The organism is Flavobacterium chungangense LMG 26729 (genome assembly GCF_000735715.2).
Taxonomy (GTDB): domain Bacteria; phylum Bacteroidota; class Bacteroidia; order Flavobacteriales; family Flavobacteriaceae; genus Flavobacterium; species Flavobacterium chungangense.
Genome location: NZ_JASY01000001.1, coordinates 152,259 through 178,650, shown reverse-complemented (window position 1 = coordinate 178,650; position 26,392 = coordinate 152,259). Strand labels below are relative to the sequence as shown.

Genomic DNA, 26,392 nt, shown 5'->3' with positions numbered 1-26,392 from the left:
AAAATCAGATAGTTCGTCTATGAAATTTCAGGGTAAGTAGATTTAGAAGTGCTCAAGGATCTATGTGGCTATACTTTTATAAATCCTAATTAAAATAAAGCATACAGAAATGGAATTTAAAAAAAGAATAAATATAATAAGAAGGACCTTAATGCGATCCTTAACTGCAAACGTTGGACGTAAAAACAACTCGTCTGAAAACATTTTCCAGGATACCAACATTAGAAGGATATTGATTTCGAGACCCAATCAAAGACTTGGCAACCTTTTATTAATCACCCCTTTGTTGCAGGAAATTGCAGCAGTTTATCCTCAATGTAAGATTGACTTATTTGTAAAAGGCGGTGTAGCCCCTCAAATATTCCGGAATTATGATACTATAGATACTATTATTGAACTGCCTAAAAAGCCTTTCAAAGAACCTTTTCGTTATCTGAAATCCTGGTTAAAAATTAGAACGACAAGTTATGATTTGGCTATTAACGTCGATAAAGTATCTTCATCAGGCAGATTATCTGTCCGGTTTTCACGGGCTAGATTTAAGCTTTTTGGAGATTCTTTAAATGAGTCTATTGGATTAATGTATTTTGATTTCAAACATATCGCCAAAGCTCCGGTATATAATTTTCGTTTTGCCGGACTACAGGAAAACATCTTCGACAAGAGTGACAAGGTTCCTTATTTGGATTTAAAATTAGATCATTCGGAAATATTAAATGGACGTAAAATTTTACAAGCATTAGTACCAGAAAATACAAAAGTAATCAGTCTGTTTACCTATGCCACCGGAAGTAAATGTCATTCTGTTGAATGGTGGGAGGAATTTTATGAAAAAGTTCGTCTCCATTTCTTAGATTATACCATTATTGAAATTTTGCCCGTCGAGAATATTTCACAGATTGGGTCTAAAGCTTTAACTTATTATAGTCGGGATATTCGTGAAATAGGTTCTGTTATTGCCAATACATCTGTTTTTATAGGGGCTGATAGCGGAATTATGCATCTGGCCAGCGCTTCAAAAATACCTGTCATAGGACTGTTCAATGTTACAAACCCGTTAAAATATAGTCCGTATAATCACAATAGTCTTGGTATTGAAACTGCTGATAACAATATAGAAAATATCATAGAAGTTTTAGAAACTATACTGCGATACCGTTTACGTACCTGAAATTTATAAATTAAAAATCCTGAAACACAGACTTTCAGTTTTTTGTTTTGAAAATATATCGATATTCAAAGTTTTCAGGAAATATTATGCAGTCTATTTACAAGATTCAAAAAACTCATAGGCTCTTTTATCAACATAGGAATACATTGAATTACGCAAAGGAAAAGCACAGTGCCCTCCGTATTTAGGGGTTTCCAGATATACGTATGCACTTTCCCGGGCTATAGCTCTGGGATAACACCTTTCGCCTAAAAAAGGATCATCAAGAGAATTAATAATTAAAACGGGAGTGGTAATGTTTTTAAGGGAAAATTCAGGAGAAACACGCTGGTAATAATCGTCACGACTTGCAAAACCATGCAGTGGTGCAGTAAAATACTGATCTACTTCATCAAAAGAAGAAATTTTATCAATTTGATCACGGTTTATAAAATCAGGAAATTGTGCCGCTTTGTATTTCAGCTTTCTTTTAATATCGATTGTAAAATTCTTTAAATAGATTCGGTTAAATCCTTGTTTAAGGACAGCAGCGCTTGTTGCGATGTGAGTTGGTACTGAAATTGAGACTGCAGCCTTTATACGCTCATCAATTTCTGTCCATCCTAAATAATTCAGAAGCTGAACACCTCCCATAGAAAATCCGATCAAATAAACTGCTTCGAATCCTTTTTGCATTACAAATCTAATCACTTCATCAAGATCATCAACTGCGCCATGATGATAAAGTCTGGGAAGACGGTTCATTTCTCCTCCACAGGTACGGTTATTCCATGCAAAAACAGAAAAACCTTTCTGCTGAAAATAAGCCGAACAACTATTATTGTATGTTCTGCGAGAATCTCCTTCTAAACCATGACATAAAATGACTGCCTTTTTAGAATCATTGATAATAAAATCAATATTAATAAAATCTCCGTCGCTTAACTCGAGCTTTTCTCTTGTATATTTTGGAATTTCAAACCTTTTAAAAACAGCAGCATAAATGGTAGAAATATGCCTGTTACGATGAATTATAGCCGGAAAATTATATTCTGATTGTTCAACTATAGGCATAATAAAAAGTTTTAGAGTCCTTAATACAAATCTAAGAAATCAATCCATATGTCGGTTAATACTGTCTTTTTATTTCACTTTCTAAATGGTTCTTTTTTAATACAACTAAAGAAGATAAATTGTTCCGCAGAGCATGGACAACTACCTATCCGGGAAGTGATTAATTTAAAACCATAAGTATTGAACTGCCGAACAAATTTTATTCTGACAAATTAAAAATATTGGTTTGTTAAAAAAGAAAAACGATTTTATTAAAAAAGACAAATACGGCTCTTTTCAGAATACCGCATTTATCAAACTAATTCAATTTTTATAACGTTGCTTTTACTTCACCACAAGTCAGCATATTTTTGGGATAATAAGGGTTTTTGATTTCCTTACTGTCACTTGTCCAGACAGCACCTGTCATTGGGCAGACCTGAAGATATAATGTTGCATCTTCAGCTTTGAACTTTGGTGCTAACTCCCAGAACTTAACAGAAAGTTCCTGAACAATTTTTCGTTGTTTATTGATATTTTTAGTAGCAGCTACCTGAGTTACAAGATCAATAATATCCTTTCTTTTTATAGTAGCCTCGTTCATTTGTTCAAGACTTAGTTTTTTAAATTTGAACTTATTTAATGATACCTTTAATGCCTCTGCATTTTTAACAACAGCAAGACTATCAGAAATTATAAGACTGTTTTTTAAAGCCAGGTAATTTTTTGTGACTTCTTTTTTTTGTGTTTCACGTTTAGCAACTAATTCAGGTGTTACTTCTTCTTTTGAAGTTAATTGAGCATGTCCCAGAGCACTCAGGCAGATGAATGCTATAACTAATATTTTTTTCATATATCTGTTTTATTTAGTTTTGAAATAATTTTGTCAATTTCTATCAAAATGCTTTCAAAATGTTCTTTGTTTAATCCTGTTGATGCACTCATTAATTTTGTAACATCAGTTCTTAATTTTAAAAGATGCTGTTTTCCATATAACCTTACATCACTACGTTGGGCTGTATTTAAAGCTCTGGCCCCTTCTGCTTCTTTAGGTAATAACAGCACGTATAGCTTATCAATATAACTACGTTGCAAAGCTCGTCTGTAAAAATCCTGTTTTGCGTCACCGGTAAATTTTACCCATACGGTTTGCTGCACATCGTTTAAAAACTCAGGAACGGTGTAAGCTCCTTCAAACTGCATCGCTTTAAGACTGATATTGTAAAGTATCCCTGAACTTAGTAATATGTTTAATACCTGATTCTGCTGCTCTGAAATCTGATCTTCTGTTTTTAAAGCAATAAGCTGATCAATGTTTTGTGGATACATCCAAAGAGGTGCCACAAACAATTGTCTGCCTACGTAATCGATGGCTGCTTTTACTTTTGCTTTTGGTACAGGCTGTTTTACGATCCCTTTTTCTTCAACAGTTCTTTTTGTTTCGTAGTTATTACCGATATATTTCAGCACATGATACAAGTACCTTGAATATTGTCCTACAACCGCTTTATGCATATCTTCTAAATTGTTATAGGCATCGTTTGGCTCATAAGTCCATTCTACAAGGTTAGGCACTACACGCTTTAAATTCTTTATTCCGTAATCGCTGGCAAGTACTGCGTCATCACCAAGGTCTTCTGACTGGCTTCGTGGATCTTCGTCTTTCCCTTCGCCTCCAAACCATAATTTAGGATTGGCCGTCAGGCTGTCTGTAGCCATCTTGCTCAGTATTTTTTCTTCCTCAAACTCATCTTTAGTGTTTGGAAGATAGCTATATCCCCATTTAACAGCCCATTTATCGTACATTCCAATACGTGGGTAAATACCTGCCGGACCAATATTATCTTCTGGTTGTGCCACATAATTAAAACGGGCATAATCCATGATAGAAACGGTATGACCATTTGCTTCAACCCAGTTTTTATCACGAAGTTTTTCTACCGGAGTAGCGCTGCTCGCTCCCATATTGTGGCGTAAACCAATGGTATGTCCTATTTCATGCGAAGAAACAAAACGGATTAACTGTCCCATCAATTCATCATCCAAGTGCATTTTTCGGGCTTTCGGATCTAAAGGTCCTGCCTGAATCATGTACCATCTTTGTACTAATTTCATCACATTATGATACCAGCCGACGTGGCTCTCTATGATTTCCCCACTTCGCGGATCGCTTATACGTGGCCCATAAGCATTGGGAGTTTCAGAAGCATAATATCGTATTACAGAATACCTTGCATCCTCCAGGCTCATTGTTTTATCATCTTCCGGCCATTCTTTACCAACAATAGCATTTTTAAAACCTGCTGCTTCAAAAGCTTTCTGCCAGTCATTAATACCGGCAATTAAGTAAGGTCTCCATTTTTTTGGTGTTGCCGGATCAATATAATAAACGATCTGTTTTTTCGGTTCAACCAGTTCGCCTTTTAAATATTTTTTGATGTCTTTGTCTTTGGGTTCTAAACGATAACGCTGAATAATGAATTTTTTCTCGGCACGCTGCTGATCGTCATCAAACAAAATATATTTATTCGCAAAATACCCCACTCTTTCATCAGCAAAACGTTTGCGCATTGGCATTTTTGGCAGCAATACGATTGATGTATTCAATCTAAGTGTTACCGTTCCGCTGCTGGCTGTAGAACTTGTATATGTTCTTGTTGTTTTTACTTCGATGTTAATTGGATAGGTGTCTATACTTTCAACAAAAGATTTATCATCTGCAAGAGCTGTTAGTTTTTTTTCTGTTTTTTCTTTGCTCTCCAAAGAGAACATTGCATTTTCTTTTTTAAAGGCATCTGTCACATCAATAACAACGTTTCCATTATCCGGATTAGTTGTTTTTATTGAAAAAGCAGCCACAATAGGATTTTCATTACTTCCTGCCAGTGCTTTTGCAAGCATCGAATCTGCGTTGCGGACATCCTGTCTGTATTGTAATGATCTTAGAAAAACGGTATTGTTTGCCCCTTTTTCAAAATAAATGGTCTGCTCATTAGCTTTTTCTCCACCAAAAACTCCCATTCCTTCAGGAGTAGAAAGATAACGTGTTACGACCAGAATATACCTGTTAAACAAACTGTCCGGAACCTGAAAGTAGTATTTAGTATCAACCTGACTAACCGTAAAAAGACCTGTTTTGCTTTTAGCTTTATCAGTAATTACTTTGCTGTAAGCCAGCATACCTTTTGGCTGCGTGCTTGTACTGTCTGCTTTTTTTTCTGTCGGGTTTTGTGAAAAACCATGCTGCTGTATGGCAAGCAGCATGGTTAGTATTATAAATATTTTTTTCATCAGAATTAAAATGGAACTTTTTCGTCTGTGTTTAATGTAAGTTTTGGATTTTTTATCAGAACAGATAAAGGAAACGGAATAATATATAATCTTGAGTTAGGTAATAAAGTATACGTTTTTTGAGGAACGGTCTTATTCACGATTGGAAATACTCTTGTAATCGTTTTTGCATATTCAGTTTCAGTATTTAACCTCTTAAGATCAAAAAAACGATTAAAACCTAAAAGTAATTCTTTTCTGCGTTCATTGATAACAAGTTCCATGGTTTCTTTTCGGGTAGCCGGAACAGTTAAATTTACCGTTCCTGATAAAATACGTTTTGCTCTTAATGTATTTAAAATATCAACCGCTTCTGTAAGCTTATCTTCTCTGGCATAACATTCTGCCAGCATCAAATATACCTCTGTAGTTTTCATTCCAACAGTAGGATAAAAGAATCTGGTATATACAGTAGCCCAATACGCTGTATTTGATCCCTGATCCAGATTTGTTGTACTGGTTGTATTAAAAAACAAATTAAAACGTGCATCATTTGTACCAAATAAAGTTCTCAGCTCAGGGCTTATGATATTTTGATATGCAAAATTCATCTCATTATAACCTGTCATATACTGGTAGCTTAGTACTTCTATATTATTTGCTGCCGGTACAGAAAGTACATTTGGTCCTCCTTGTGCACTATAAGCAACCAGGTCAAATATTTTATTATTATAACTTAGTGATTTTTCGGCAGCCTCTTTTGCAAGAGCAATTTCACGCTTGAACAAATGAACCTTTGCTTTGAATGCATAAGCAAATGCCAGAGACGGGTGGTATACATCACGTGGTTTTTCCTGAAGATATGGCAATGCATCTTCAATATCTTTTTGAATAAAATCGTAAACCTGCGCAACAGTAGATTTTGATGGCTGCGCCTCTAAATCGAATTTATCCATAATACAAATACCTCCATCAGTAGCAGCAGTTTGCGGGTCATATCCTTTTGCATAGTGGTTTACTAATAAAAAGTGATCGTATGCCCTGTTAATTTTGGCTTCTGCTTTTGCTAATTGTTTGGTACTCGCTTCTCCCTTACTATCATCAACTAATGTAATAATGGTATTCCATCTGTTAATATAGGTATAAGCCTGATTATAAAAACTTGAATTGTTTATTAAAGAAACCCTATCCGTAGTTTCATCAAAAGTAAAATTAATAATATTGATGTTTGGTGTTTGCCCTATTACATTTGACTCTTTCATCCATTGATCATCAACCAGATACTGAAAGTTATTTATGGGATAACCTCTGTTTGGCAAAGACACCATTTCGTAAAATTGATCTGCAGTTTCTACTACTAAAGCTCCTTTAGGGGTAAGATCTGTATATTCTTCGCAGGATGCTGCAGTTAGCAGGATTAGCGATAGTATTATAGTATGTAAATGTTTCATTTTTTTAAAGGGTTAAATTAAAACCAAATAAGTAAGTTGCAGGCAATGGTAAATTACGTATACCGGAATTAGCAGAATAGACTTCCGGATCGATTCGACTACCGGCCGCACTCCAATACCAGATATTATTTACCTGAAAAGTAAATTTAGCCGATTCCATTTTGATTTTATTTGCGAAATTTTTTGGCAGGTTATAGCCTAATGAAATGTTTCTTAATTTGATATAATCACCATCTACAACATTGGCATTAGAGTTTCTCCATTGACTGCTGATTGTTCCTGCATAACTTCTAACGTTTTCTGCAAAATCTACATATAAACGCGTATTGCCATTTGGCTGTGCATCTGTGTAACGATCCGTAATACCTGAAAGATTTACTGCATCAGTACTCATGTCAATAGTTTCTCTGCGCATTACATTTCCGCCTGAGAAAACAAACAGCATATTCAGATCAAATTGTCTGTACGAAAATCGCTGTGATAAGGAACCTGTGTATGTTGGGGTTAAACTTCCCATATTTACCAACGCCTTAGGACTAGTAATTGTTTTTACAGTGGTAGATATTGGATTACCATTGGCATCAAAAGTAATTGACGGATTTCCGTTTTCATCCAAAACATAAGGATATCCGTTAACTGTACCTCCATATTTGTAAGCATACAAACTATTGAAAACCTCTCCTTCAAAAAAGTAATTTGTTGGTGCGCTAATGTATACTGAAGCACTTGATTCTGCTCTGGTAACTTTGTCAATCGTTGTTTTGTTAAACCCAAAAACTACATTAGAATTAATACGGAAGTTACCATTATTATACCATTGAGAACCCACACTAAATTCTATTCCTTTGTTTAGCAAAGCCCCGGCATTAATTCTTCTGCTTGTTGCGCCAACAGTTGGATCTAAATCAGTTGTAGCTAATAAATCACTGCTGTATTTTCGATACATATCAATACTACCTGTTAATTTATTTTGAAACAAAGTATAATCTAATCCTAAATTGGTGGTTTGTGTTTTTTCCCATCTTAGCATAGGATTTGGCTGTGCCGTGATGTTTATATATTGTAAAGACTGATATAAGTTATCGTTTCTTCTTGTAGCTGTTACGTATGGAGTTGTACTTTGATCAATGTTTCCGCTAACTCCATAAGTTGCTCTTAATTTAAGCATGTTGACCCATTTTATATCTTTCATGAAGTCTTCATTGCTAACATTCCATCCTAAACCAGCAGACCATAATGGACGGTTTTTGTATTTAGAATCAACTCCAAATAAATCTGCCCTGTCAACTCTATAGCTTCCTGTTACATTGTATTTTGACAAATAGGTGTAACCTGCAGTACTAAAAACTGAAAAATAATGATGCAAAACTTCTGTCTGCGATCTTGATAAAGCTGCTAAAGTGGCGTTATTTCCATAGATATAACTCGCAACCCCTGTCTGACTTAACGAAAGGTTGTTTAATGTAGCAGAGGTAAGCGTAACGGGATCATAACCATATCGTATTTGTTCAATACCTCGAGGGGCAAAAGTTTCGCGCATTTCAAAACCCGCTATGGCATTAACCGAGTGTTTTCCTTCACTGAAATCCTGACTAAAATCTAATTGATTTCTAAAAGAATAGTTGCTTACCTGACTGCTCCATTGCTTATAACGTCCTCCTGTAGAAAAACCATCTACGTAGGTGTAGGCATTTGTAGTAGGATTGTAACCTGTTAAGGCATTAATTGCATAACGCATTCTGTATGAATCTACAGCATAATACTGATCGTTATCATTTTTTCTTAGCTCATATTGAAATTGTGTATTAAGGCTTAGACCTTTCCATATCTTGGCACGCAAGTTTGTAAAAGCTCTTAAGCTTAGCGAATTTTCATGTGTGATACCTTCCTGAAGCGCATCTAACACGTTAAAATTTACTGATTTAAAACCACTTAAACTATTTATTTTTGCAGCCATGGCAGGGTTAAGAACACTACCGCTCGTAAAACCATCCTTAATACCTACAAATGGTGACATTACTAAGTCTCCGTTATCATCAGTAATACGCTCGTATCTTTTTTGGATATTATAATTGCCCAAATCAAAATCAGTAACGTCGTCATTACTATAACTTGCATTTAATCCAAAAGTAGCGTTTAACCAGTTGTTTACCTGAAAACTGCTTTTTGCATAAAGATTAAACTCACGGCTTGTATTGTTTTTTATTCTGTTTTTTGCATCGTCATAATTTAATGACACATATGTATTTTGCTTACTTGTACTTCCCGAAAATGCAATATTGTAACGTTGTCTGAATTCGTTTTGCCACACATTATCACGATAATCTTTTATGTAGTCATTCTTTCTCCACTGGGCAATAGTACTGTCGTAATCTGAATTATTAATTTTTCCATCTTCCAAATCTCTGTTTAGCTGATAAAGAGGGCTGTAATACTTCGGACTGCTGCTTCCAATGTCTCCATAACTATTAAACATTGTTGCAGTATTGGTAAATCTGGCTCTTTCCCTATTATAAACAGCTTGTTCAAAATCAACTAAATCGCTGGTAGAAGCATAATTCATATCCTTTATACTTGGTTTTGTAGAAATAAAGAAGTCAGAATTTATACTCACTTTTAACTTACCATTTCCTTTTTTAGTAGTCAAAACAATGATACCGTTTGCTGCTCTTGCACCATAAATAGATCCTGCTGCGGCATCTTTAAGGACATTTACACTTTCAATATCATAAGGGTTAATTTCGTCCAGAGTTAATTCTGTAGGCAAACCATCAATTACCACGAGCGGGCTATAACCTACTTCTACAGAAGAAAAGGTACCGATACCTCTCAATATAGGAGTATCACCAGAAGCTCCGGTTGGGTTTTTCTGGAACATTAAACCTGCCACACGACCCTCAATAGCAGTCATTAAATTGGCGTTGATATTTTCATTTAACACTTTCTCATCTATCTTGGCAATTGCACCGGTAGAATGGCTTCTCGTAAGTGTCTGAAAACCTGTTACAACAACTTCTTTCATGGCAGATACTTTATCTTCAACAACAAGTGTCAACTGAGAACGTCCATCAATAGCAAAAGATTTTTTTTCAATTGTTAATCCTGTACACTCCAATATACCATCTAAAGGTGCATTGTCAAAAGAAAAACTGCCGTCAAAATCAGTTATACTATGTGTATTCGTCCCGGAAATGGTAACACTTACTCCAGGAAAAGGTTCATTTTTACTATTTAATACTTTTCCTTGTATTTTTCCGTTTCCCCGTCCCTCCTCTTTTTCTTTAACATCAGTTACCACTATGGTCTGATTAGTGAGTGTGTACTTTAATTTTTGAGAGCTGAAAATTTGATTCAGTGTTTCTTTTAAGCCGGAATTCTTAACATTAATCGTGACAGGTTTCGAATCTTTCAGCAATTTCTGCGTGTAAAATACTTCGTAGTTGGCCTGCTTTGCCACTTCTTTCAGAACTGTTTCAAGAGGCGCTTCTTTAAAATTAATGGAAATACTCTGCGCCTGTGCTGTAGAATTGCAAAACAGCGTAAACAATGCACTAAATATCCATAAATAAGTAGATAAATTAAACACAGTAATCTTTTTTTCTAGTTTTTTGTAAGGCTTTTTTTGTTGCAAATTAATTTTCATACATTTACATTTGGTTTTAGTTAAACAATGGTGAACAACTTATATTGGCTAGTACCTTTTAACAACCAGAAGCATCGCAACTGCTTCTGGTTTTTTAGTATATAGTCGCAATATAATCGGGGAAATTTAAAATCAGGGATACACAATGATTGTTTTTCCTTCGACCTTAAATTTGATATTGCTAAGCTCAAGCACTTTTAATACTTCAGACAAATTTTTATTCATAAACGTACCTCCGTTGAATCTTACATCCGAAACATCTCCACGGTACTCTACCTTAATTCCGTACCAGCGCTCCAACTGTTTCATTACTGATTTCAGATCGGCGTTATCAAATTTAAAACGACCGTTTTTCCAGGCAATAGCAGCTTCGGTATCTGCTTTTCGAATTGCAATCCCGTTAGAATTATCAGATACATTAGACTGTTGTCCCGGTTTTAAAATTGCTTTTTGATTTTTATAAGTAATCGCAACACTTCCTTCTAATAAGGTAGTTTTTGTAATCAGTTCATTATTATAAGCATGTACGTTAAAATGGGTTCCAAGGACTTCTATAGACTGATTACCTGATTTTACTATAAAAGGTTTGTCTTTATTTTTGGCTACTTCAAAATAAGCTTCCCCTTCTAATTCTACCAATCTTTGATTTCCATTAAACTGGGTTGGATATTTAATCGATGAAACTGTATTTAGATATACTTTTGTACCATCTCCCAAAACGATATTGTATTGTCCGCCCGTTGGTGTTGAAAGCGTGTTGAATGAATTTGCATCAGCTTTTAAAACATCAGCATTCGGATTTATGGTATAGGTAATAACTCCGTTTGCATCCATCTTAATGGTAACTTCTTCTCCTTCTTGTGCGATAGTATCTTTTGCCGAAATATCAGACAGTACAATTTGCTTTCCGTTCGAAAGTGTCAGGATTCCCCTTGTTCCACCTGGGGCAATTTCCTTTGGTTTTTCAACTACCTGAATAATTTGTTCTTTGGGTTTTGTAAAATAAAATATTCCTGTACCCAACAATAAAGCTATTGATGCGGCAACAGCATATTTGTAAAACTGACTCTTATTTTTCTCCGGATTGTTTTTTCCATCTAAAGCTTTCCATGCTTTATCAAGATCTACATTCTCAATCTCATTTTGATAGTTACTTTGAACTTTAGCAAAATATTTTTTATTCTCCTGAGAATCATTATACCATAGCTCAAAAATCGAATTCTCTTCTGGGGTAAGAGTATCGTTTATTTTTTTTATGATCAGTTTAAATTCCATTTGTAGAATCTCTTTAAATTAACAATTACATGATGTAATTTAATACTAAGACAATCGAAACTAAAGAATGGGTGACAAAAGTTTAAGAAAAAATGAAGAAAAAATTAAATTATAAAGAAAGAAGAGTAACTTTCTTACGAATTCATGGATAATAAAACTAATATCACAACTAATAATTCGCTGATTTTGATTTTAGCTCTTTTAAGCTGAGTTTTTACAGTATTGACAGAAATCCCCATTTCATTGGCGATTTCATCGTATTTATAATTCTCAATAAATTTGAGTTTAAAAACCTGCTGCATACTTTCAGGAAAAGTTTCAATAAGTTTTAAAATTTGATTATAAAGAATTGTTTTTTCTTCTTCGGAAATCAAATCTAAATCGTCATCCAAAATTAGCATTGAGTTTAAATCAATCAAATTTAAATCATCTGTAATTTTAACTGATTTAAGGTAATTCAAACATCTATTACGTACCATTGTATACAAATAGGCTTTCAGTGAGGTTTTTATTTCAATGTTATGGGCGTTTTCCCATAAAAAAATAAATACTTCCTGTACTAGATCTTCACTGGCTTGCTGATCGAACAAAAAATTATTGGCATAGATAACCAATCGTTTATAGAAATGATCAAATACACTTTTATAAACGGATTTATTTTGATTTTGAAGTTCTTTTAAAACAATATCTATTTCCAACGTAAGTATTAAAAAAAAGCAAATAGGCTACAAAAAACAAATCTATGTATTTTTAATTTTTCAGCAAATAAGTATTGAATTTCCTTGAATAATTACAAAAAATACAATTATACTCCATAGAATTTTGAATATTAAAAAAAATACAACCGTTAAATTATAATAAAAAAACAATATTAGTAAATATCTTACCCAATATCTTTAACAACAAATGTTCTTTAATACTATTTATCTTAATCATGCATTACTTTCGTTTGTATTTACGTGATTATTTAATCCTAAGGATTATAAAAACCTCTATACAATACAAAGAACAATCAATATTTAAAATAAAAAATAAACATAATTGAATTAGTCTTTTAAGAAAACTTGACTAATTACAAATTAAAATTAGGAATGAATTTAATAACACTTTATGTCTATTTAACCGAATAAAATCTATAGATAATCATAGAATATTCAAACGCTTTTGTTGTATGTAGTTGTTGGCTGATTTTTTTAAGTTATTTTCTAAGTTGAAAACTAATCAAAAATCACTTATACAGTGTTATAGTATCATTCAGGTTTTCTTTATTAATAAATGCAGTAATATATTCCTGTACTTCATTAGTAGACTCTAAGGGAGTTTCAAAAGAATTGATATGAAATTCGTCGTCCTGATCAAGAATATGTATTATTTCTGTATAACCTTTAGAAATTAAGCTTCCTTTTAATCTAATTATATTCAACTGCTGCTGACCATTTAACTCTTTACGAACTTTTAGTTTTATAGATTTATCCATAGTAAATATATTTAAATTAATAAGTCGTTCATTAATTCAAATATAACTATTAATTACTTTAAAACAATCATCAAAAAAACTTATAAAACATTATTTATCAACACATTAATAACAACAAAAAACCATTACTGTTTTCACTGAAAATGATTATTATTAAATACTCTTAAAATTGTTTCTAAAACTCTTCAAGAGACTTTACTTTGGCATCTGGTATCATAAATTACGTACGAATCAAAGGGAACTCATGGCAGAAAATTGTTAGAAAGCAATCTATTAATTATGCAACTAAAATTTATTTTTCTGTAAATACTTCAGTTATTCTTTAGAATAAATTTGTAAAAAGAAATTAATTTAAACTTAAAACAGTAAAGAAAATAAGTTTAAAAATTCCTTTTTAATAAAAAACTATTCTAAAACACAATATCATGGAAAAGCAAAACAACAACGAATATGGTCAAACAGATCCGGATTTTATTGATCAAAACACACTTGTTGATGGTAATGATATTCAAAATGAGAATCATTTTCAACATGATCTGAACAAAGAAAGCAAAACTGAATTTGGAGAAAGCGATCCTGATTTTATAGATCAAAATACACTTGTTGATAATGATAACTATGCAAGAGATGAAGATCCGTATCAATATCAGGAAGAATTTATTGAAGATTTTAAACATCCTGAAAACGATTTTGAAATCAACAAAAATAGCAATTCAGAAAATATTCCGAATGAGGAAAAAACCACAAATAAAAATGATGTTAATACCAATCATGAAAAGAAAAGTGATTTTAAGGACGAAGAGTAACTGAATTTGTTAGTTTGTTAGTTTGTTAGTACTAATAAAAAAGAGGCATACTATTTATCGTATGCCTCTTTTTGTATAAACATTTATTTGGTCTTAGTTAGAGTTCAAGTAATCTAGGATTCGTTTTATAAGTATCCCATAAAAGCTCCCCAAACAAAGTATTTGTCCATGCAAACCAGGATCTTGTGAAATTTTTAGCATCATCCTTATGGAAAGATTCATGCATAAATCCGGTATCTCCGTGTGATGCTTTTAACATTCTGATGCAATCCTTAATTTCGCTTGGATCAGAAGTTGTGTAAGCCCTCATTACAAGAGACATTGGCCAGATCATATCCATCCCAACATGTGGTCCTCCAATTCCTTCGGCTACTTTTCCTTTAAAGAAAAACGGATTGTCTTCTGAAAGGACAAACTTTCGGGTATTTTGATAAATTGGGTCTTTAACATCAATTGCGTCCAAATAAGGCAAACTCAACAAACTCGGAACATTGGAATCGTCCATCAATAAATGACCTCCAAAACCATCCACTTCGAATGCATAAATTTCTCCGTATTTAGGATGTTTAACCACTGCATGTTCCTTAATAGCCTTATCAACTTCATTTGCTAAATTCCTTAATTCTTTTGCTGTGCCTGTATCTTTTGTAATCACTTCCAACATTTCTGCAGCCTGATTCATACTGGCTACAATAAAAAAGTTAGATGGAATAAGAAATGAAAAGACAGTTGCATCGTCACTTGGTCTGAAAGCAGAACAAACAAGGCCAACTGGTTTTACTGGATATCCATACCCTTTTAATGGCCTTGTATCAGTGGCAAACTGTGTTGTTCTTTGAAACGTATAGGGGTTTTTACCGTCTTTTTGCTGTTGGTCCCTGAAAACTTTAAGTGTCGTTTTAATAGCTTTTACCCAATTTTCATCAAATGGGGCAGCGTCTCCTGTATTTTTCCAGTAATTATAAGCCAGTCTGATTGGGTAGCAAAGCGAATCAATTTCGTATTTTCTTTCGTGAACACCCGGTTTCATATCAGTATGGTCTGTGGTCCACTCCCCTCTTTTATTTGGGTCATTATAAAATGCATTTGCATACGGATCTTTCAGAATGTATTCTGTCTGTCTGTTTATAACACCTGCAATAAGATTTTTTAATTTTGAATCCTTTCCGGCAAAAGCCATGTAAGGCCAAACCTGCGCAGAACTGTCTCTTAACCACATCGCATCGATATCTCCTGTAATAACATAAGTGTCAGGTCTTCCGTTTTTCTGTGAATAAGTTACTGTTGTATCCAGCGTATTTGGAAAACAGTTATTAAATAACCATCCTAATTCTTTATCCTTTACATTCTTTTGAAACTCAACAATTGTTTTTTCAATAAATTCACTTTCAAAATTTCTTTTGCCTTTTGCAACTCTTACAATCGGAAAATCTTTGACTGCCTTAGTACCGGCAATTATTTCCATAGGATCAACAAGTGCTAAACTGCTAAATAAAACAGTATTCTGGATAAATTTTCTTCTTTGCATTTTTATATATTTTAAAATTGTAAAAACAGAACTTACTGTTATTCATTTGATAGTGAATACGGAAAATCTTCTTTATTTATTCCTCTTTTATTATTTGGCGTTGCCGACATATCAAAATCAATCGTAGCGCCTTTCATTAATTCGGAATGGCTCAGCCAGTTTTTAGAATAGGCTTTTCCATTAAATTTCATTCCTTTGATATAGCGATTTTCATTATTGTTTGAACCCGCGTTTATGGTGATGGTTTTGCCATTTTCAAGTTGGATTGTTACTTTTTTAAACAATGGAGCACCAATAACATATTGATCAGAAGCCGGAGTAACAGGATAAAATCCTAATGAAGAAAAAACATACCAGGCCGAAGTCTGTCCGTTATCTTCATCACCACAATAGCCATCCGGAGTTGCATGGTACATCCTGTTCATGGTTTCTCTTACCCAATATTGTGCTTTCCAGGGCTCTCCTGCATAATTATAAAGATAAATCATATGCTGAATGGGCTGATTTCCGTGTGCATACTGCCCCATATTGGCAATCTGCATTTCTCTCATTTCGTGAATCACACCTTCTTTAAAATCTTTTGTAGCAAAAACGGGAGGTAAAGAAAAAACTTTATCCAATTGCGAAGCAAACTGTTGTTTTCCGCCCATCAAATCAACCAAACCTTGTACATCATGGAAAACTGACCACGAATAATGCCAGCTGTTTCCTTCTGTAAATCCGTTAAACCATTGAAAAGGATCAAAAGGTTCCATAAATTTTCCATCTTTATTTTTAGGATGCATCAGATTGTATTTTGGATCAAAAAGGTTCTTGTAATTTAAACTTCTCTTTTTGTACAAATCAATTTCTGACTGCGGTTTATTCAACGCTTTTGCCAATTGGTAAATAGCAAAATCATCATAAGCATATTCTAATGTTCTGGCCGCACTTTCTTGAATTTCATCATGAGGGACATATCCCAATGAGTTGTAAGAATCAACTCCTGCGCGTCCCACAGCTCTCAACGGACCTGCATTATTGGCTCCATGAATTACCGCTTTGTAAAGATTTTCAATATCGTAATTTTTTACTTTACCGCTTTTTAAATATGCTTCGGATACAATGGATGCCGAATTATTTCCGACCATGATATCTCTTAACCCAGGACTAGACCATTCAGGAAGCCAGCCACTTTCATTGAATGTGTTTGAAAGTCCTTCCTGCATTTGTGTATTCAGTTCGGGATACATGAAATTCAAAAAAGGATATAAAGCCCTGAAAGTATCCCAAAAACCGGTATCGACAAACATATAGCCCGGCAAAACTTTTCCGTTATACGGGCTATAATGTACTACTTTATTGTTTTGATCGTATTCATAGAATTTTCTCGGAAAAAGAAGCGATCTGTACAGAGAAGAATAAAAAGTCCCTATTTGATCCGGTGTTCCGCCATCTACTTTTATTCTTCCTAATTCTTTGTTCCAGACTGCTTTTCCTTTTTCTTTAAGCTGATCAAAATTATTGTTGCCAATTTCTTTTAAGTTTAGCTCTGCCTGATCATAACTTATAAAAGATGAAGCCACCTGAGCGTTTACTTTTTCACCAGTTTTTGTTTTAAAACCAATTACCGCTCCGGCATGATCTGCTTTCATTTCTAAAGCATTTCCTAAAACAGCTCCGCTAAAAGTTGCATTTACCTCAAAATCCTTATCAAAAACAATGACAAAATAATTTTTGAAATTTTCCGGAACTCCACCACTGTTTTTTGTCGTGTAACCAATAATTTTTCTTTGATCCGGTATAATTTTCACGTAAGATCCTTTATCAAATGCATCAATAACCACGTAAGCCTTATCTGTTTCCGGAAAAGTAAACCTGAATCTCGCAGCTCTTTCAGTTGGCGTAATTTCTGTAGTAACGTTATGATCTGCCAGATAAACGCTGTAATAATACGGCATAACAGTTTCGGCTTTATGTGAAAACCAGCTTTGCCTGTCTTCTTCCTTAAATTTCAGATCACCTGTAACAGGCATAATCGAAAACTGTCCATAATCATTCATCCATGGTGAAGGCTGATGGGTCTGTTTGAAACCTTTAATTCTGTTTGATTTATAAGTATACGCCCAGCCGTCTCCCATATTTGCTGTTTGTGGCGTCCAGAAATTCATACCCCATGGCATTGCAATTGCCGGATAAGTATTACCGTTTGAAATGCCGTAATCAGAATCAGTTCCTATTAAAGGATTTACCCAGTCAATAGGTTGTTCTGGTGTAATTACTTGTGTATTTTGTGCATTAACAGAAACAAAAGCAAAAAACACGAATGCAAAAGTGTATTTAATTTTTATCAAAGCTCAGTTATTTAAATGTCCAGCATAACAAACTTACTAAAACGTTTTAGTGAAAACAAAAAATTTTTACTAAATATGGGTTTTATGTTAATTTTATAAGACAGGTATTAAATCAGAAAAATAAACTTAAATATAATTTAATAAATCATAAGTAAAACGTTTTAATAAGAAAGGAAAAACACATATTATCATTAGACACTAAAAACCGGTGAATTTAGATGCTGTAAAATAATGTACAAAAAAATCTGCCTATAAATTATTATTGACAATCAGATTCCTTAATTAAAAATAAAAAAAGTATTCTTTAATCAGTTATTTTACTTAAGGAAGATTCTCTAATAATAAGTTCTGCATTAATCATGACTTTATGAACTGTTTCTGTTACATCTTTTTTCTTCAAAAGGGGTAACATAATTTCCATTAATTTAGTACTTATGTCATTAAGAGGTTGAGAAACCGACGTGATAGTAGGACTGTAAATTTTATACATATCATTATCATCAAAAGAAATAATTCCAAGATCATTTGTTAAAGATGGTTTATTTTCCTTAAAAATTTCCAGTCCCGTTTGGGTTAAATAGTTAGTTGCAAAAAATACAGCATCTAAATTGGTCTCTTTATCAAAAAAATTCCTGATCCGTTCTTTTCCTTTTACTATATAAACCTCATTATAAGGAATCTCAAGAGTAATTGGTTTTAAACCATTTTTATTTATTGCTTTTATATATCCCGTGAGACGCTCCTGCATCTGAGACTGGTCTGGAGCAATAGTAATAAAACCAATATTTTTAAATTGATTATCTATCAAATGTTGTGTTGCATCAAAAGAAGCTTTTTCGTTATTTACAACAACACTATTACAATCTAATCCCTCAAAAAACCTGTCTAATAATATGACCGGAATATTGTCTTTAATTAAATTTTCAATAGTATCTTTTAAGCCTGGTGAAGGTACAACAACAAACCCGTCAACCTGGCGAAAATTAAATAAGCTGATAAGCTCTTTGGATTTCTCATCATCATTTTCATTACTGCAAAATATAACTTTATATCCTTTATCGTAAGCAATGTCTTCAAAAATACGAGCTAATTTAGAGAAGAAATTATTTGAAATATCTTCCACCATAAAAACCAAAATTTTTGATTTACCTGTCCGTAAACTTTGAGCAATTTGATTCGGCCTGTAGTTTATTAATTTTGCATAGTCTAAAACCTTTTTAGTAAGTTCTTTAGAAATGTGTTTTTCTTTTGCTTTCCCATTCAACACAAAAGATACCGTTGTAACAGATATTTTAAGTTCATCTGCAATATTTCTAATAGAAAAAGGTTTTTTTTTCATTTAAAAATCCTCATTTAATTTTAAACACAAATTTGATTCAAAGATAGTAAAATTAAAGCCTATTGCTAAAATCTGATTTGGTGTAATGTAAACATTTATAAAAAATCGTATTGCTTTACTTGTCGTACTCCTTTAATAAATAAGCTGTTTTTACGTCCAAAATCATCCTGCAGGCGAACAATATCTTCTTCGTTAGAAGTATTATTTGATCAGTATGCTGCCAAATTTCAGCGTTACACAAATTAAGAAAGGGCATCAGATTTTTATTTCTGATGCCCTTATTTAAAAAAGCAAAAATGATTAGCTTATACTTAATGAAAACATGTACTCAATGTAAATAATCATACTGCTATCAACTTCTAAATAACAGCTATAAGAAGTAGAATGCAGTTGAAAACATATTAAGCAATACAGCTATCATCAATGTAAAAAGTATTAGATTAGATCAAAACGATCCAGATTCATTACTTTATTCCATGCGAAAACAAAATCACTTATAAATTTTTCCTGTGCGTCACTACTTGCATAAACTTCCGCAATGGCTCTTAATTCTGAATTGGATCCAAAAACAAGATCTGCACGTGTTCCAATCCATTTCGGTTGTCCCGTGTTACGATCATTTCCTGCATAAAGTTCTTTATCATCTGATAATGCTTTCCATTGTGTGCTCATATCAAGCAAATTGACAAAAAAGTCATTGGTAAGATGACCCGGACGATGTGTAAAAACACCATTTTTTGTACCGTCAGAATTTATATCAAGTACACGAAGTCCTCCTAAAAGCACTGTTAATTCTGGTGCCGTAAGTGTCAGTAAATTTGCTTTATCGATAAGAAGTTCTTCTGTAGAAACTGATGATTTTGTTTTTCGAAAATTACGAAATCCATCTGCTTTAGGTTCCAGATAACCAAAAGATTCAACATCAGTTTGCTCCAAACTTGCATCCATTCTACCTGGTGTAAATGGTACTTTTACTAAATATCCGGCTTCTTTTGCAGCTTTCTCTACACCGGCACTACCCGCTAAAACTATTAAATCGGCAAGTGATACCTTTTTACCATTTTGTTGTGCAGCATCAAATTCTCTTTGAATGCTTTCAAGTTTATCTAAAACCTGTTTAAGCTGTACGGGATTATTTACATCCCAGTCTTTTTGCGGAGCTAATCTTATACGTGCACCGTTAGCCCCTCCGCGTTTATCTGACCCTCTAAAAGTTGAAGCTGAAGCCCATGCGGTTCCTACTAATTGTGAAATGCTTAAATCTGAATTCAATATTTTTTCTTTCAACTGTGTAATATCGTTCTCATCAATTAATGCGTGATTAACCTCTGGAATAGGATCTTGCCATAACAATTCTTCCTGAGGAACGTCAGATCCCAGATAACGAGAGCGTGGCCCCATGTCACGGTGAGTCAGTTTAAACCATGCACGAGCAAAAGCATCAGCAAAATCATCTGGATTTTCCAGGAATCTGCGTGATATCTTTTCGTAAGCCGGATCCAGTCTTAATGACAAATCAGTAGTAAGCATGGTTGGCAAATGCTTTTTTGAACTGTCAAAAGCATCGGGAATAATGGGTTCAGCATTTTTGGCTACCCATTGGTGCGCACCGGCAGGACTTTTAGAAAGTTCCCATTCGAAGCCAAATAAATTTTCAAAGAAATTATTACTCCATTGTGTTGGTGTTTTTGTCCAGGTAACTTCCAATCCGCTTGTAATGGTGTCAGCTCCTTTACCGGAACCAAAACTATTTTGCCATCCAAATCCTTGTAATTCAATACCAGATGCTTCCGGTTCTTTATCTACGTGATCAGAAGAGGCAGCACCGTGAGTTTTACCAAATGTATGTCCTCCGGCAATTAACGCTACTGTTTCTTCATCATCCATTGCCATTCGGCCAAAAGTATCACGTATATCTTTTGCAGCGAGAATAGGATCCGGATTACCGTCTGGTCCTTCAGGATTTACATAGATCAGTCCCATTTGTACGGCTGCAAGTGGTTTTTCAAGATTTCTGGAATGAACATGCCCATCTGCATTGTCATCAGATGATACTACCCCGTGATCTTTTGGTACACCATCAGAACCATCGTTATAGCGATCATCTCCACCCAGCCACGTTATCTCAGACCCCCAGTAAACAGATTCATCCGGTTCCCAAACATCGGCTCTTCCTCCGGCAAAACCAAAAGTTTTAAATCCCATAGATTCCAAAGCAATATTCCCGGTTAATATCATTAAATCTGCCCAGGAAATTTTCTTTCCGTATTTTTGTTTAATTGGCCATAAAAGTCTTCTGGCTTTATCAAGACTAACGTTATCGGGCCAGCTGTTAAGGGGAGCAAAACGCTGTTGTCCTGCACCTGCTCCGCCACGCCCGTCATGCACACGGTAAGTTCCAGCGCTGTGCCATGCCATTCTGATAAAAAGACCTCCATAGTGCCCAAAGTCTGCAGGCCACCAATCTTGTGAATCTGTCATGAGTTCATGTAAATCTTTTTTTACAGCTTCAAGATCAAGACTTTTAAAAGCCTCAGCATAATCAAAATTATTACCCATTGGGTCAGATACCGGAGAATTCTGTCTCAGGATATTTACTTTTAACTGATTTGGCCACCAGTCGCGGTTCTTTGTCCCTGAAGCGGCTGCTTTGTCCATGCTGCCATTATGAAAAGGGCATTTGCTAATGTCATTTGATTGATCTTCCATAATTTATTTTTTTGATTTTTATTATTTAACCGAAAACGAATTTAAGAACTAAACAAGGAAACTTTATACGTGATTCATATTATATCAACCTACTTTCATAGATAAAATCTATTGATAATATCATGAAAAGTAGATAATGCCTAAAAAATTGGGTATTGAAATTATGAAAAAAATATCTAATAATCAATTAATAGACTTCTTTTTATCAGTGCAGGTTAATTCGAATAATAAAACAGATTGTTCTTTGCATTTTATTAACGAATATGAATTTAAGAATTCCGCTTATTAAATTAGATAGTCATCTAAAAGGCAATCGTATAAATACCGCTAATGAAAATATTATAATACTCTAACAATATTATATAAAGAAGTTTAAATCGAAAAACTTTTCTTTATAATCTCATAAAACACATCAATAATTGCTCGACAATTAAGCTTACATTATTACTTAAAAACAAAAATTTCAATGAGTGATATTGCCCACAGATTTCCTGAAAACCCCTTACTGATGCCAAAAGACCTGCATCCCAGTAGTGCTGATTTACAAATTATAAGTCTTTTAAATCCGGGTGTTTTTACATTTAAGGGAAAAATATGGCTTTTAGTACGTGTTGCCGAATCTATTGCTCAAAAAGAGGGTGTTATATTTTTTCCGGTTATCAATGAAATGGGTAAAGTAGAAATTATTGAAATTCCTCTTAATGATCCCGATCTCGTTGCTACAGATGCCAGAATAATTCAATATAAAGGTCTTGACTACCTGACAACACTTTCGCATTTACGTCTTTTATGCAGTGATGATGGAATTCGCTTTTATGATCCTGAGGGTTATAGCTCTTTGTTTGGTTCAGGAATATTAGAACAATTTGGTATAGAGGATGCGCGGGTAAGCAAGCTTGATGATAAATATTATATCACTTACACTGCTGTTTCTTCTAATGGTGTGGGTGTAGGATTGCGCACGACTAAAGACTGGAAAAATTTCGAATCTCAATCAATGATATTCCCTCCCCATAATAAAGATTGTGCCATTTTTGAAGAAAAAATTAATGGAAAATTCTATGCACTGCACCGCCCATCAAGTCCTCAGATTGGCGGCAATTTTATTTGGCTGGCTGAATCTCCTGATGGTATCTATTGGGGAAATCATCAATTTCTTGTCGGAACCAGAAAAGGACTATGGGATAGTGCCAGAGTTGGCGCTGGTGCAGCACCTATTAAAACGGATAAAGGGTGGCTTGAAATATATCACGGAGCAAATGCAGAACACCAATATTGTCTTGGCGCTTTCTTAATGGACTTAGAAAATCCTTCAAAAGTAATTGCCCGAACGCTAGAACCTATAATGATGCCACAAGAAAATTACGAACTGAGTGGTTTTTTTGGATATGTAGTTTTTACGAATGGTCATATTGTAGAAGGAGATAAGCTTACAATATATTACGGAGCAGCCGATGAATTTGTCTGCGGAGCTTATTTTTCAATTACCGAAATTTTATCAAAACTTATTCCTGAGTTTTGATAAGCATTTTATTTTATTCTTATTTATACTCTTACTCATTTCAGTCTCTGTTTATCATAAGTAAAGACCTTCCCTGTAGATGAATAAGTCAAATTATTAATAAGACAACACTAATCGAAATTTCGAATATATAACTGTTTACTTGTGTTTTCCTCTTCCTTCAACTCTGTCAAATTGCAGAGAGCAATAGATAGAGATCATACTTAGCATTTCTATTAATATACTTCAACTGCTTTAAATCAAATAAAGGGGAAAAACACCCTTTAAAAAGGGGCTAATATACTCTTTTTCAATATTTTAAATAAAAGTAATTTTATGTTACTAATAAAATACAAACATTTAAAATGGAGAAAGCCGAAAAGCCAAAAAAGAGTAGGCATCAGAAAAAATCACAATTATGAAAACAAAAACACTATTAATTATTGGTGTTATTGCCTTTGGGTTAATATTATTTTCCCAATGCAAACCCAAAAAAATGTTGGTCTACAATGAAAATGGAAATTACTTTGTCGATAATAATTTCCTGATTAAAGATGCAAAGGAAATGTCCAAAGCAGATATTGACGGACTTATTGCACTTGATAAGGAATATACGAGATTTGGAGGTTCCGGCTTCTTAAATTATATCGTTCAAACGCAAATAATTCAGCACGTTAACCAAATAAAAACTTTGACCAGAGTATCAAAAATCGCAAAATTGAATGTCATCCATAAGGGTTGTTTTGATGTAATTGATATCAATTGGAACAATTATGGAGATATCAAAGCAAGACTGGATAATATATTGTCAAAATACGAATATGCTTCATTGGATGGTAATATTGGAATTGCGGGCAATAAAATTGTAACCAAAGCTACCAAACTATCTGAGCAAGAGATTAGTACTTTTAACAAATTATCAGTAGTCGGAATTGATGAAAATAATATCTGTAATGATTACATGGGAACTAAAGCCTTTAGCAGATTGCTAATGAGAACTACCAGAACACCTTTTGATAAAAATTTAAATCAACAGGTTATTAATGTTATCAAACAATACCAATAATTATCAAAACAAGGTCAATCGATAAAGTTTGTCCTTGTTTTTATAAAAAAAGATTTTCAATCAAATACAAAGAAAATGAAAAGAAAATGGCAGCTTTTTGGTATATTCCTTTTACTCTTTATGGTTTTTACAATTGCATTAAAAGGAACCTTTGACGGTTATTACGGTTTTTATTATGATAAAGAAGAGTATAAAAAACCATTCGTTTATGAACTTTCAAATAAAATTGTAGAATTTGAACCTGTTAGTATGTTTACGACTTACACTGGATTTGATACCGGGTATGGTTTTTTTGCGCCCAATGTTGCAAGCGATTTTGTCTTGCTTTTTGAATTGCAGGACGCTAACGGAAATATTCTGGAAGAACGGATTATGCCGGAATTGAAGAGTAAAGAAAGTATTGTGAGATATACTTCTGTTTTTAATATGTTCATAGACAAAGTGGTTGCTTCTAAAAAGAAAAACGAATCCCAATATCACAAATATTTGGATGTGGTGCTTAAACAAATTGCAAAAAGCGTCCTTAAAGAGAGCTATGGTGCGACAAAATGTACAGCCAAACTTTATCTCTACGATTATCCTTCTTTAGACAGATATAAAAATGGAGAGAAAAAAGACAACCTGATTTTAATTAGTCAAATTAAATAAAAATAACCATGAAAAAAGCCACTATCTTATATAATAAAATTGAGTCTCTATTTTTTGTAAATAAAGGAAATCCCGAATTTCTGGCTTTCTTTAGGATCTCAACTGGGGCATTGGCACTGTTACATTTTTTATCTATCATAAGCGATTTTGACATGTTTTTTTCCAGTAATAGTCTTGTTCCACAGGATATAATGTCTGTTTTTCATCCGAACTGGCTAATTTCTTTTTCAAAAATCACTCATTTTTTTGAATCTTTTGGAATTGCAGAAAACATGGTAATTTTAGGTGCTAAAATAATGTTTATAACATTCTGCATTAACATCATAATAGGATTTTACTCCCGGGTTAGTGCTTTTCTGTTACTGCTTTTGCATGTTGCTTTGCTCAAAGGGAGTTCGTTTTTTATTTATGGAGTCGATTTTTTTACCAGTATGTCTTTATTTTATTTGATTTTATTCCCTTCTGATGCATATTGCTCAGTACTACGTTTTATTATAAAAAAGAAAGCTACAGAAGTCAATTTTATGCCTGTCAAAAGAATGTTTCAAATTCATATCAGTATAGCTTATTTCTTTTCAGGATTTGATAAGTTACTGGGATACAACTGGCGCAATGGTGAATCTATCTGGAAAGCCATTAATTTACCATATGCTAACAGGGATTTTAATTTTGATTTTTCCTGGATGGCAGACCACTCTTATATTTTAATTATTATTGGCTGGTCTACTGTCATTATTGAAATGCTGTATCCGTTTTTTATCTGGATACCTAAAACGCAAAAAACATGGATGATACTTACCATCAGCATGCATTTGGGAATTGCTTTAGTCTTGAACCTCTATTATTTTTCGGCCATTATGATTATCTGGAACCTGACTAATTTTAATTTTGAAAGAGAAACAATTACCATCAAATCTCCAGGTTTAGAGCGACGCTTTTATAAAAAATCGAGTCCGGTAGGAATATAGAAAAAATTATTTCTTAGAACCTGTTTAAAATTTATTTTTAGATTTATTATTGAAATAATGCATTACTCTAATTAATGATTAAAATTTACATTTCTAACACAGAAAAATATATCGAAAAGAAATTAGTAAAGGCTGTCCAAAAAAGGACAGCCTTTTTTATAACAGCTTAAAAATT

At 33.6% G+C, this 26,392-nt stretch carries 18 protein-coding genes; 6 read left to right on the top strand and 12 right to left on the bottom strand.

Annotated elements, in window-relative coordinates:
- Positions 1–109 precede the first annotated feature (109 nt).
- On the top strand, positions 110–1,171 hold the full coding sequence (locus tag JE46_RS00725) for a glycosyltransferase family 9 protein (RefSeq protein ID WP_031453332.1): 1,062 nt from the start codon (positions 110–112) through the stop codon (positions 1,169–1,171).
- 93 nt (positions 1,172–1,264) lie between these two features.
- Here JE46_RS00725 and JE46_RS00720 read toward each other — a convergent pair whose 3' ends face one another.
- From JE46_RS00720 to JE46_RS00685, 8 genes are all read right to left on the bottom strand, one after another.
- Positions 1,265–2,224 (bottom strand): YheT family hydrolase, encoded by a 960-nt coding sequence (locus tag JE46_RS00720; RefSeq protein WP_031453331.1) that lies wholly within the window; start codon positions 2,222–2,224, stop codon positions 1,265–1,267.
- A 310-nt stretch (positions 2,225–2,534) separates the two neighbouring features.
- A complete protein-coding gene (locus tag JE46_RS00715; protein WP_031453330.1) occupies positions 2,535–3,056 on the bottom strand; it encodes a DUF3347 domain-containing protein in 522 nt (173 codons plus the stop codon).
- Complete coding sequence (locus JE46_RS00710) at positions 3,053–5,494, bottom strand: zinc-dependent metalloprotease (RefSeq protein WP_031453329.1); 2,442 nt, start codon at positions 5,492–5,494, stop codon at positions 3,053–3,055. Before JE46_RS00710 ends, JE46_RS00715 begins: the two co-directional genes overlap by 4 nt.
- Before the next feature lie 5 nt (positions 5,495–5,499).
- Positions 5,500–6,924 carry a RagB/SusD family nutrient uptake outer membrane protein gene (locus JE46_RS00705; protein ID WP_031453328.1) on the bottom strand — a complete coding sequence of 475 codons (1,425 nt, stop codon included), beginning with the start codon at positions 6,922–6,924 and terminating at the stop codon, positions 5,500–5,502.
- Positions 6,925–6,928: 4 nt separating this feature from the next.
- A complete protein-coding gene (locus JE46_RS00700) occupies positions 6,929–10,567 on the bottom strand; it encodes a SusC/RagA family TonB-linked outer membrane protein (RefSeq protein ID WP_031453327.1) in 3,639 nt (1,212 codons plus the stop codon).
- A gap of 132 nt (positions 10,568–10,699) precedes the next feature.
- A complete protein-coding gene (locus tag JE46_RS00695) occupies positions 10,700–11,842 on the bottom strand; it encodes a FecR family protein (RefSeq protein WP_236010704.1) in 1,143 nt (380 codons plus the stop codon).
- 134 nt (positions 11,843–11,976) lie between these two features.
- The gene (locus JE46_RS00690) at positions 11,977–12,540 is read right to left on the bottom strand and encodes an RNA polymerase sigma-70 factor (RefSeq protein ID WP_031453325.1); all 564 of its coding nucleotides are present in this window, start codon (positions 12,538–12,540) and stop codon (positions 11,977–11,979) included.
- Between the two features lie 530 nt (positions 12,541–13,070).
- Positions 13,071–13,319: a hypothetical protein gene (locus tag JE46_RS00685; RefSeq protein ID WP_031453324.1), complete on the bottom strand. Its 249-nt coding sequence runs from the start codon at positions 13,317–13,319 to the stop codon at positions 13,071–13,073.
- A gap of 425 nt (positions 13,320–13,744) precedes the next feature.
- Between JE46_RS00685 and JE46_RS00680 the strand changes: the two genes are divergently transcribed.
- Entirely contained in the window at positions 13,745–14,125 is a 381-nt protein-coding gene (locus JE46_RS00680) for a hypothetical protein (RefSeq protein ID WP_051872772.1), read from the top strand.
- Between the two features lie 97 nt (positions 14,126–14,222).
- Here the strand turns inward: JE46_RS00680 and JE46_RS00675 are convergent, their stop codons facing one another.
- The 4 genes from JE46_RS00675 to katG form a co-directional block, all read right to left on the bottom strand.
- Positions 14,223–15,653, bottom strand: coding sequence for a glycoside hydrolase family 125 protein (locus JE46_RS00675; RefSeq protein ID WP_031453322.1), 1,431 nt, complete (start codon positions 15,651–15,653; stop codon positions 14,223–14,225).
- Between the two features lie 38 nt (positions 15,654–15,691).
- A complete protein-coding gene (locus JE46_RS00670; RefSeq protein ID WP_394332074.1) occupies positions 15,692–17,983 on the bottom strand; it encodes a GH92 family glycosyl hydrolase in 2,292 nt (763 codons plus the stop codon).
- Between the two features lie 307 nt (positions 17,984–18,290).
- Positions 18,291–19,325 carry a LacI family DNA-binding transcriptional regulator gene (locus JE46_RS00665; protein ID WP_031453320.1) on the bottom strand — a complete coding sequence of 345 codons (1,035 nt, stop codon included), beginning with the start codon at positions 19,323–19,325 and terminating at the stop codon, positions 18,291–18,293.
- 435 nt (positions 19,326–19,760) lie between these two features.
- Positions 19,761–22,034: a catalase/peroxidase HPI gene (gene katG / locus JE46_RS00660; RefSeq protein ID WP_031453319.1), complete on the bottom strand. Its 2,274-nt coding sequence runs from the start codon at positions 22,032–22,034 to the stop codon at positions 19,761–19,763.
- A gap of 466 nt (positions 22,035–22,500) precedes the next feature.
- On the opposite strand from katG, the gene JE46_RS00655 reads away from it, so the two are divergent.
- From JE46_RS00655 to JE46_RS00640, 4 genes are all read left to right on the top strand, one after another.
- Entirely contained in the window at positions 22,501–23,556 is a 1,056-nt protein-coding gene (locus tag JE46_RS00655) for a glycoside hydrolase family 130 protein (RefSeq protein ID WP_031453318.1), read from the top strand.
- A gap of 397 nt (positions 23,557–23,953) precedes the next feature.
- Complete coding sequence (locus tag JE46_RS00650) at positions 23,954–24,601, top strand: hypothetical protein (RefSeq protein ID WP_157505838.1); 648 nt, start codon at positions 23,954–23,956, stop codon at positions 24,599–24,601.
- Positions 24,602–24,676: 75 nt separating this feature from the next.
- Positions 24,677–25,249 (top strand): hypothetical protein, encoded by a 573-nt coding sequence (locus JE46_RS00645; RefSeq protein ID WP_031453316.1) that lies wholly within the window; start codon positions 24,677–24,679, stop codon positions 25,247–25,249.
- 8 nt (positions 25,250–25,257) lie between these two features.
- Positions 25,258–26,217, top strand: coding sequence for an HTTM domain-containing protein (locus JE46_RS00640; protein ID WP_031453315.1), 960 nt, complete (start codon positions 25,258–25,260; stop codon positions 26,215–26,217).
- Positions 26,218–26,392 lie beyond the last annotated feature (175 nt).

Excerpts from the sequence above, each read along its gene's own strand:
- JE46_RS00725 (WP_031453332.1), top strand. The coding sequence starts at position 110 with ATGGAATTTAAAAAAAGAATAAATATAATAAGAAGGACCTTAATGCGA.
- JE46_RS00720 (WP_031453331.1), bottom strand. The coding sequence starts at position 2,224 with ATGCCTATAGTTGAACAATCAGAATATAATTTTCCGGCTATAATTCAT.
- JE46_RS00715 (WP_031453330.1), bottom strand. The coding sequence starts at position 3,056 with ATGAAAAAAATATTAGTTATAGCATTCATCTGCCTGAGTGCTCTGGGA.
- JE46_RS00710 (WP_031453329.1), bottom strand. The coding sequence starts at position 5,494 with ATGAAAAAAATATTTATAATACTAACCATGCTGCTTGCCATACAGCAG.
- JE46_RS00705 (WP_031453328.1), bottom strand. The coding sequence starts at position 6,924 with ATGAAACATTTACATACTATAATACTATCGCTAATCCTGCTAACTGCA.
- JE46_RS00700 (WP_031453327.1), bottom strand. The coding sequence starts at position 10,567 with ATGAAAATTAATTTGCAACAAAAAAAGCCTTACAAAAAACTAGAAAAA.
- JE46_RS00695 (WP_236010704.1), bottom strand. The coding sequence starts at position 11,842 with ATGGAATTTAAACTGATCATAAAAAAAATAAACGATACTCTTACCCCA.
- JE46_RS00685 (WP_031453324.1), bottom strand. The coding sequence starts at position 13,319 with ATGGATAAATCTATAAAACTAAAAGTTCGTAAAGAGTTAAATGGTCAG.
- JE46_RS00680 (WP_051872772.1), top strand. The coding sequence starts at position 13,745 with ATGGAAAAGCAAAACAACAACGAATATGGTCAAACAGATCCGGATTTT.
- JE46_RS00675 (WP_031453322.1), bottom strand. The coding sequence starts at position 15,653 with ATGCAAAGAAGAAAATTTATCCAGAATACTGTTTTATTTAGCAGTTTA.
- JE46_RS00665 (WP_031453320.1), bottom strand. The coding sequence starts at position 19,325 with ATGAAAAAAAAACCTTTTTCTATTAGAAATATTGCAGATGAACTTAAA.
- katG (WP_031453319.1), bottom strand. The coding sequence starts at position 22,034 with ATGGAAGATCAATCAAATGACATTAGCAAATGCCCTTTTCATAATGGC.
- JE46_RS00655 (WP_031453318.1), top strand. The coding sequence starts at position 22,501 with ATGAGTGATATTGCCCACAGATTTCCTGAAAACCCCTTACTGATGCCA.
- JE46_RS00650 (WP_157505838.1), top strand. The coding sequence starts at position 23,954 with ATGAAAACAAAAACACTATTAATTATTGGTGTTATTGCCTTTGGGTTA.
- JE46_RS00645 (WP_031453316.1), top strand. The coding sequence starts at position 24,677 with ATGAAAAGAAAATGGCAGCTTTTTGGTATATTCCTTTTACTCTTTATG.
- JE46_RS00640 (WP_031453315.1), top strand. The coding sequence starts at position 25,258 with ATGAAAAAAGCCACTATCTTATATAATAAAATTGAGTCTCTATTTTTT.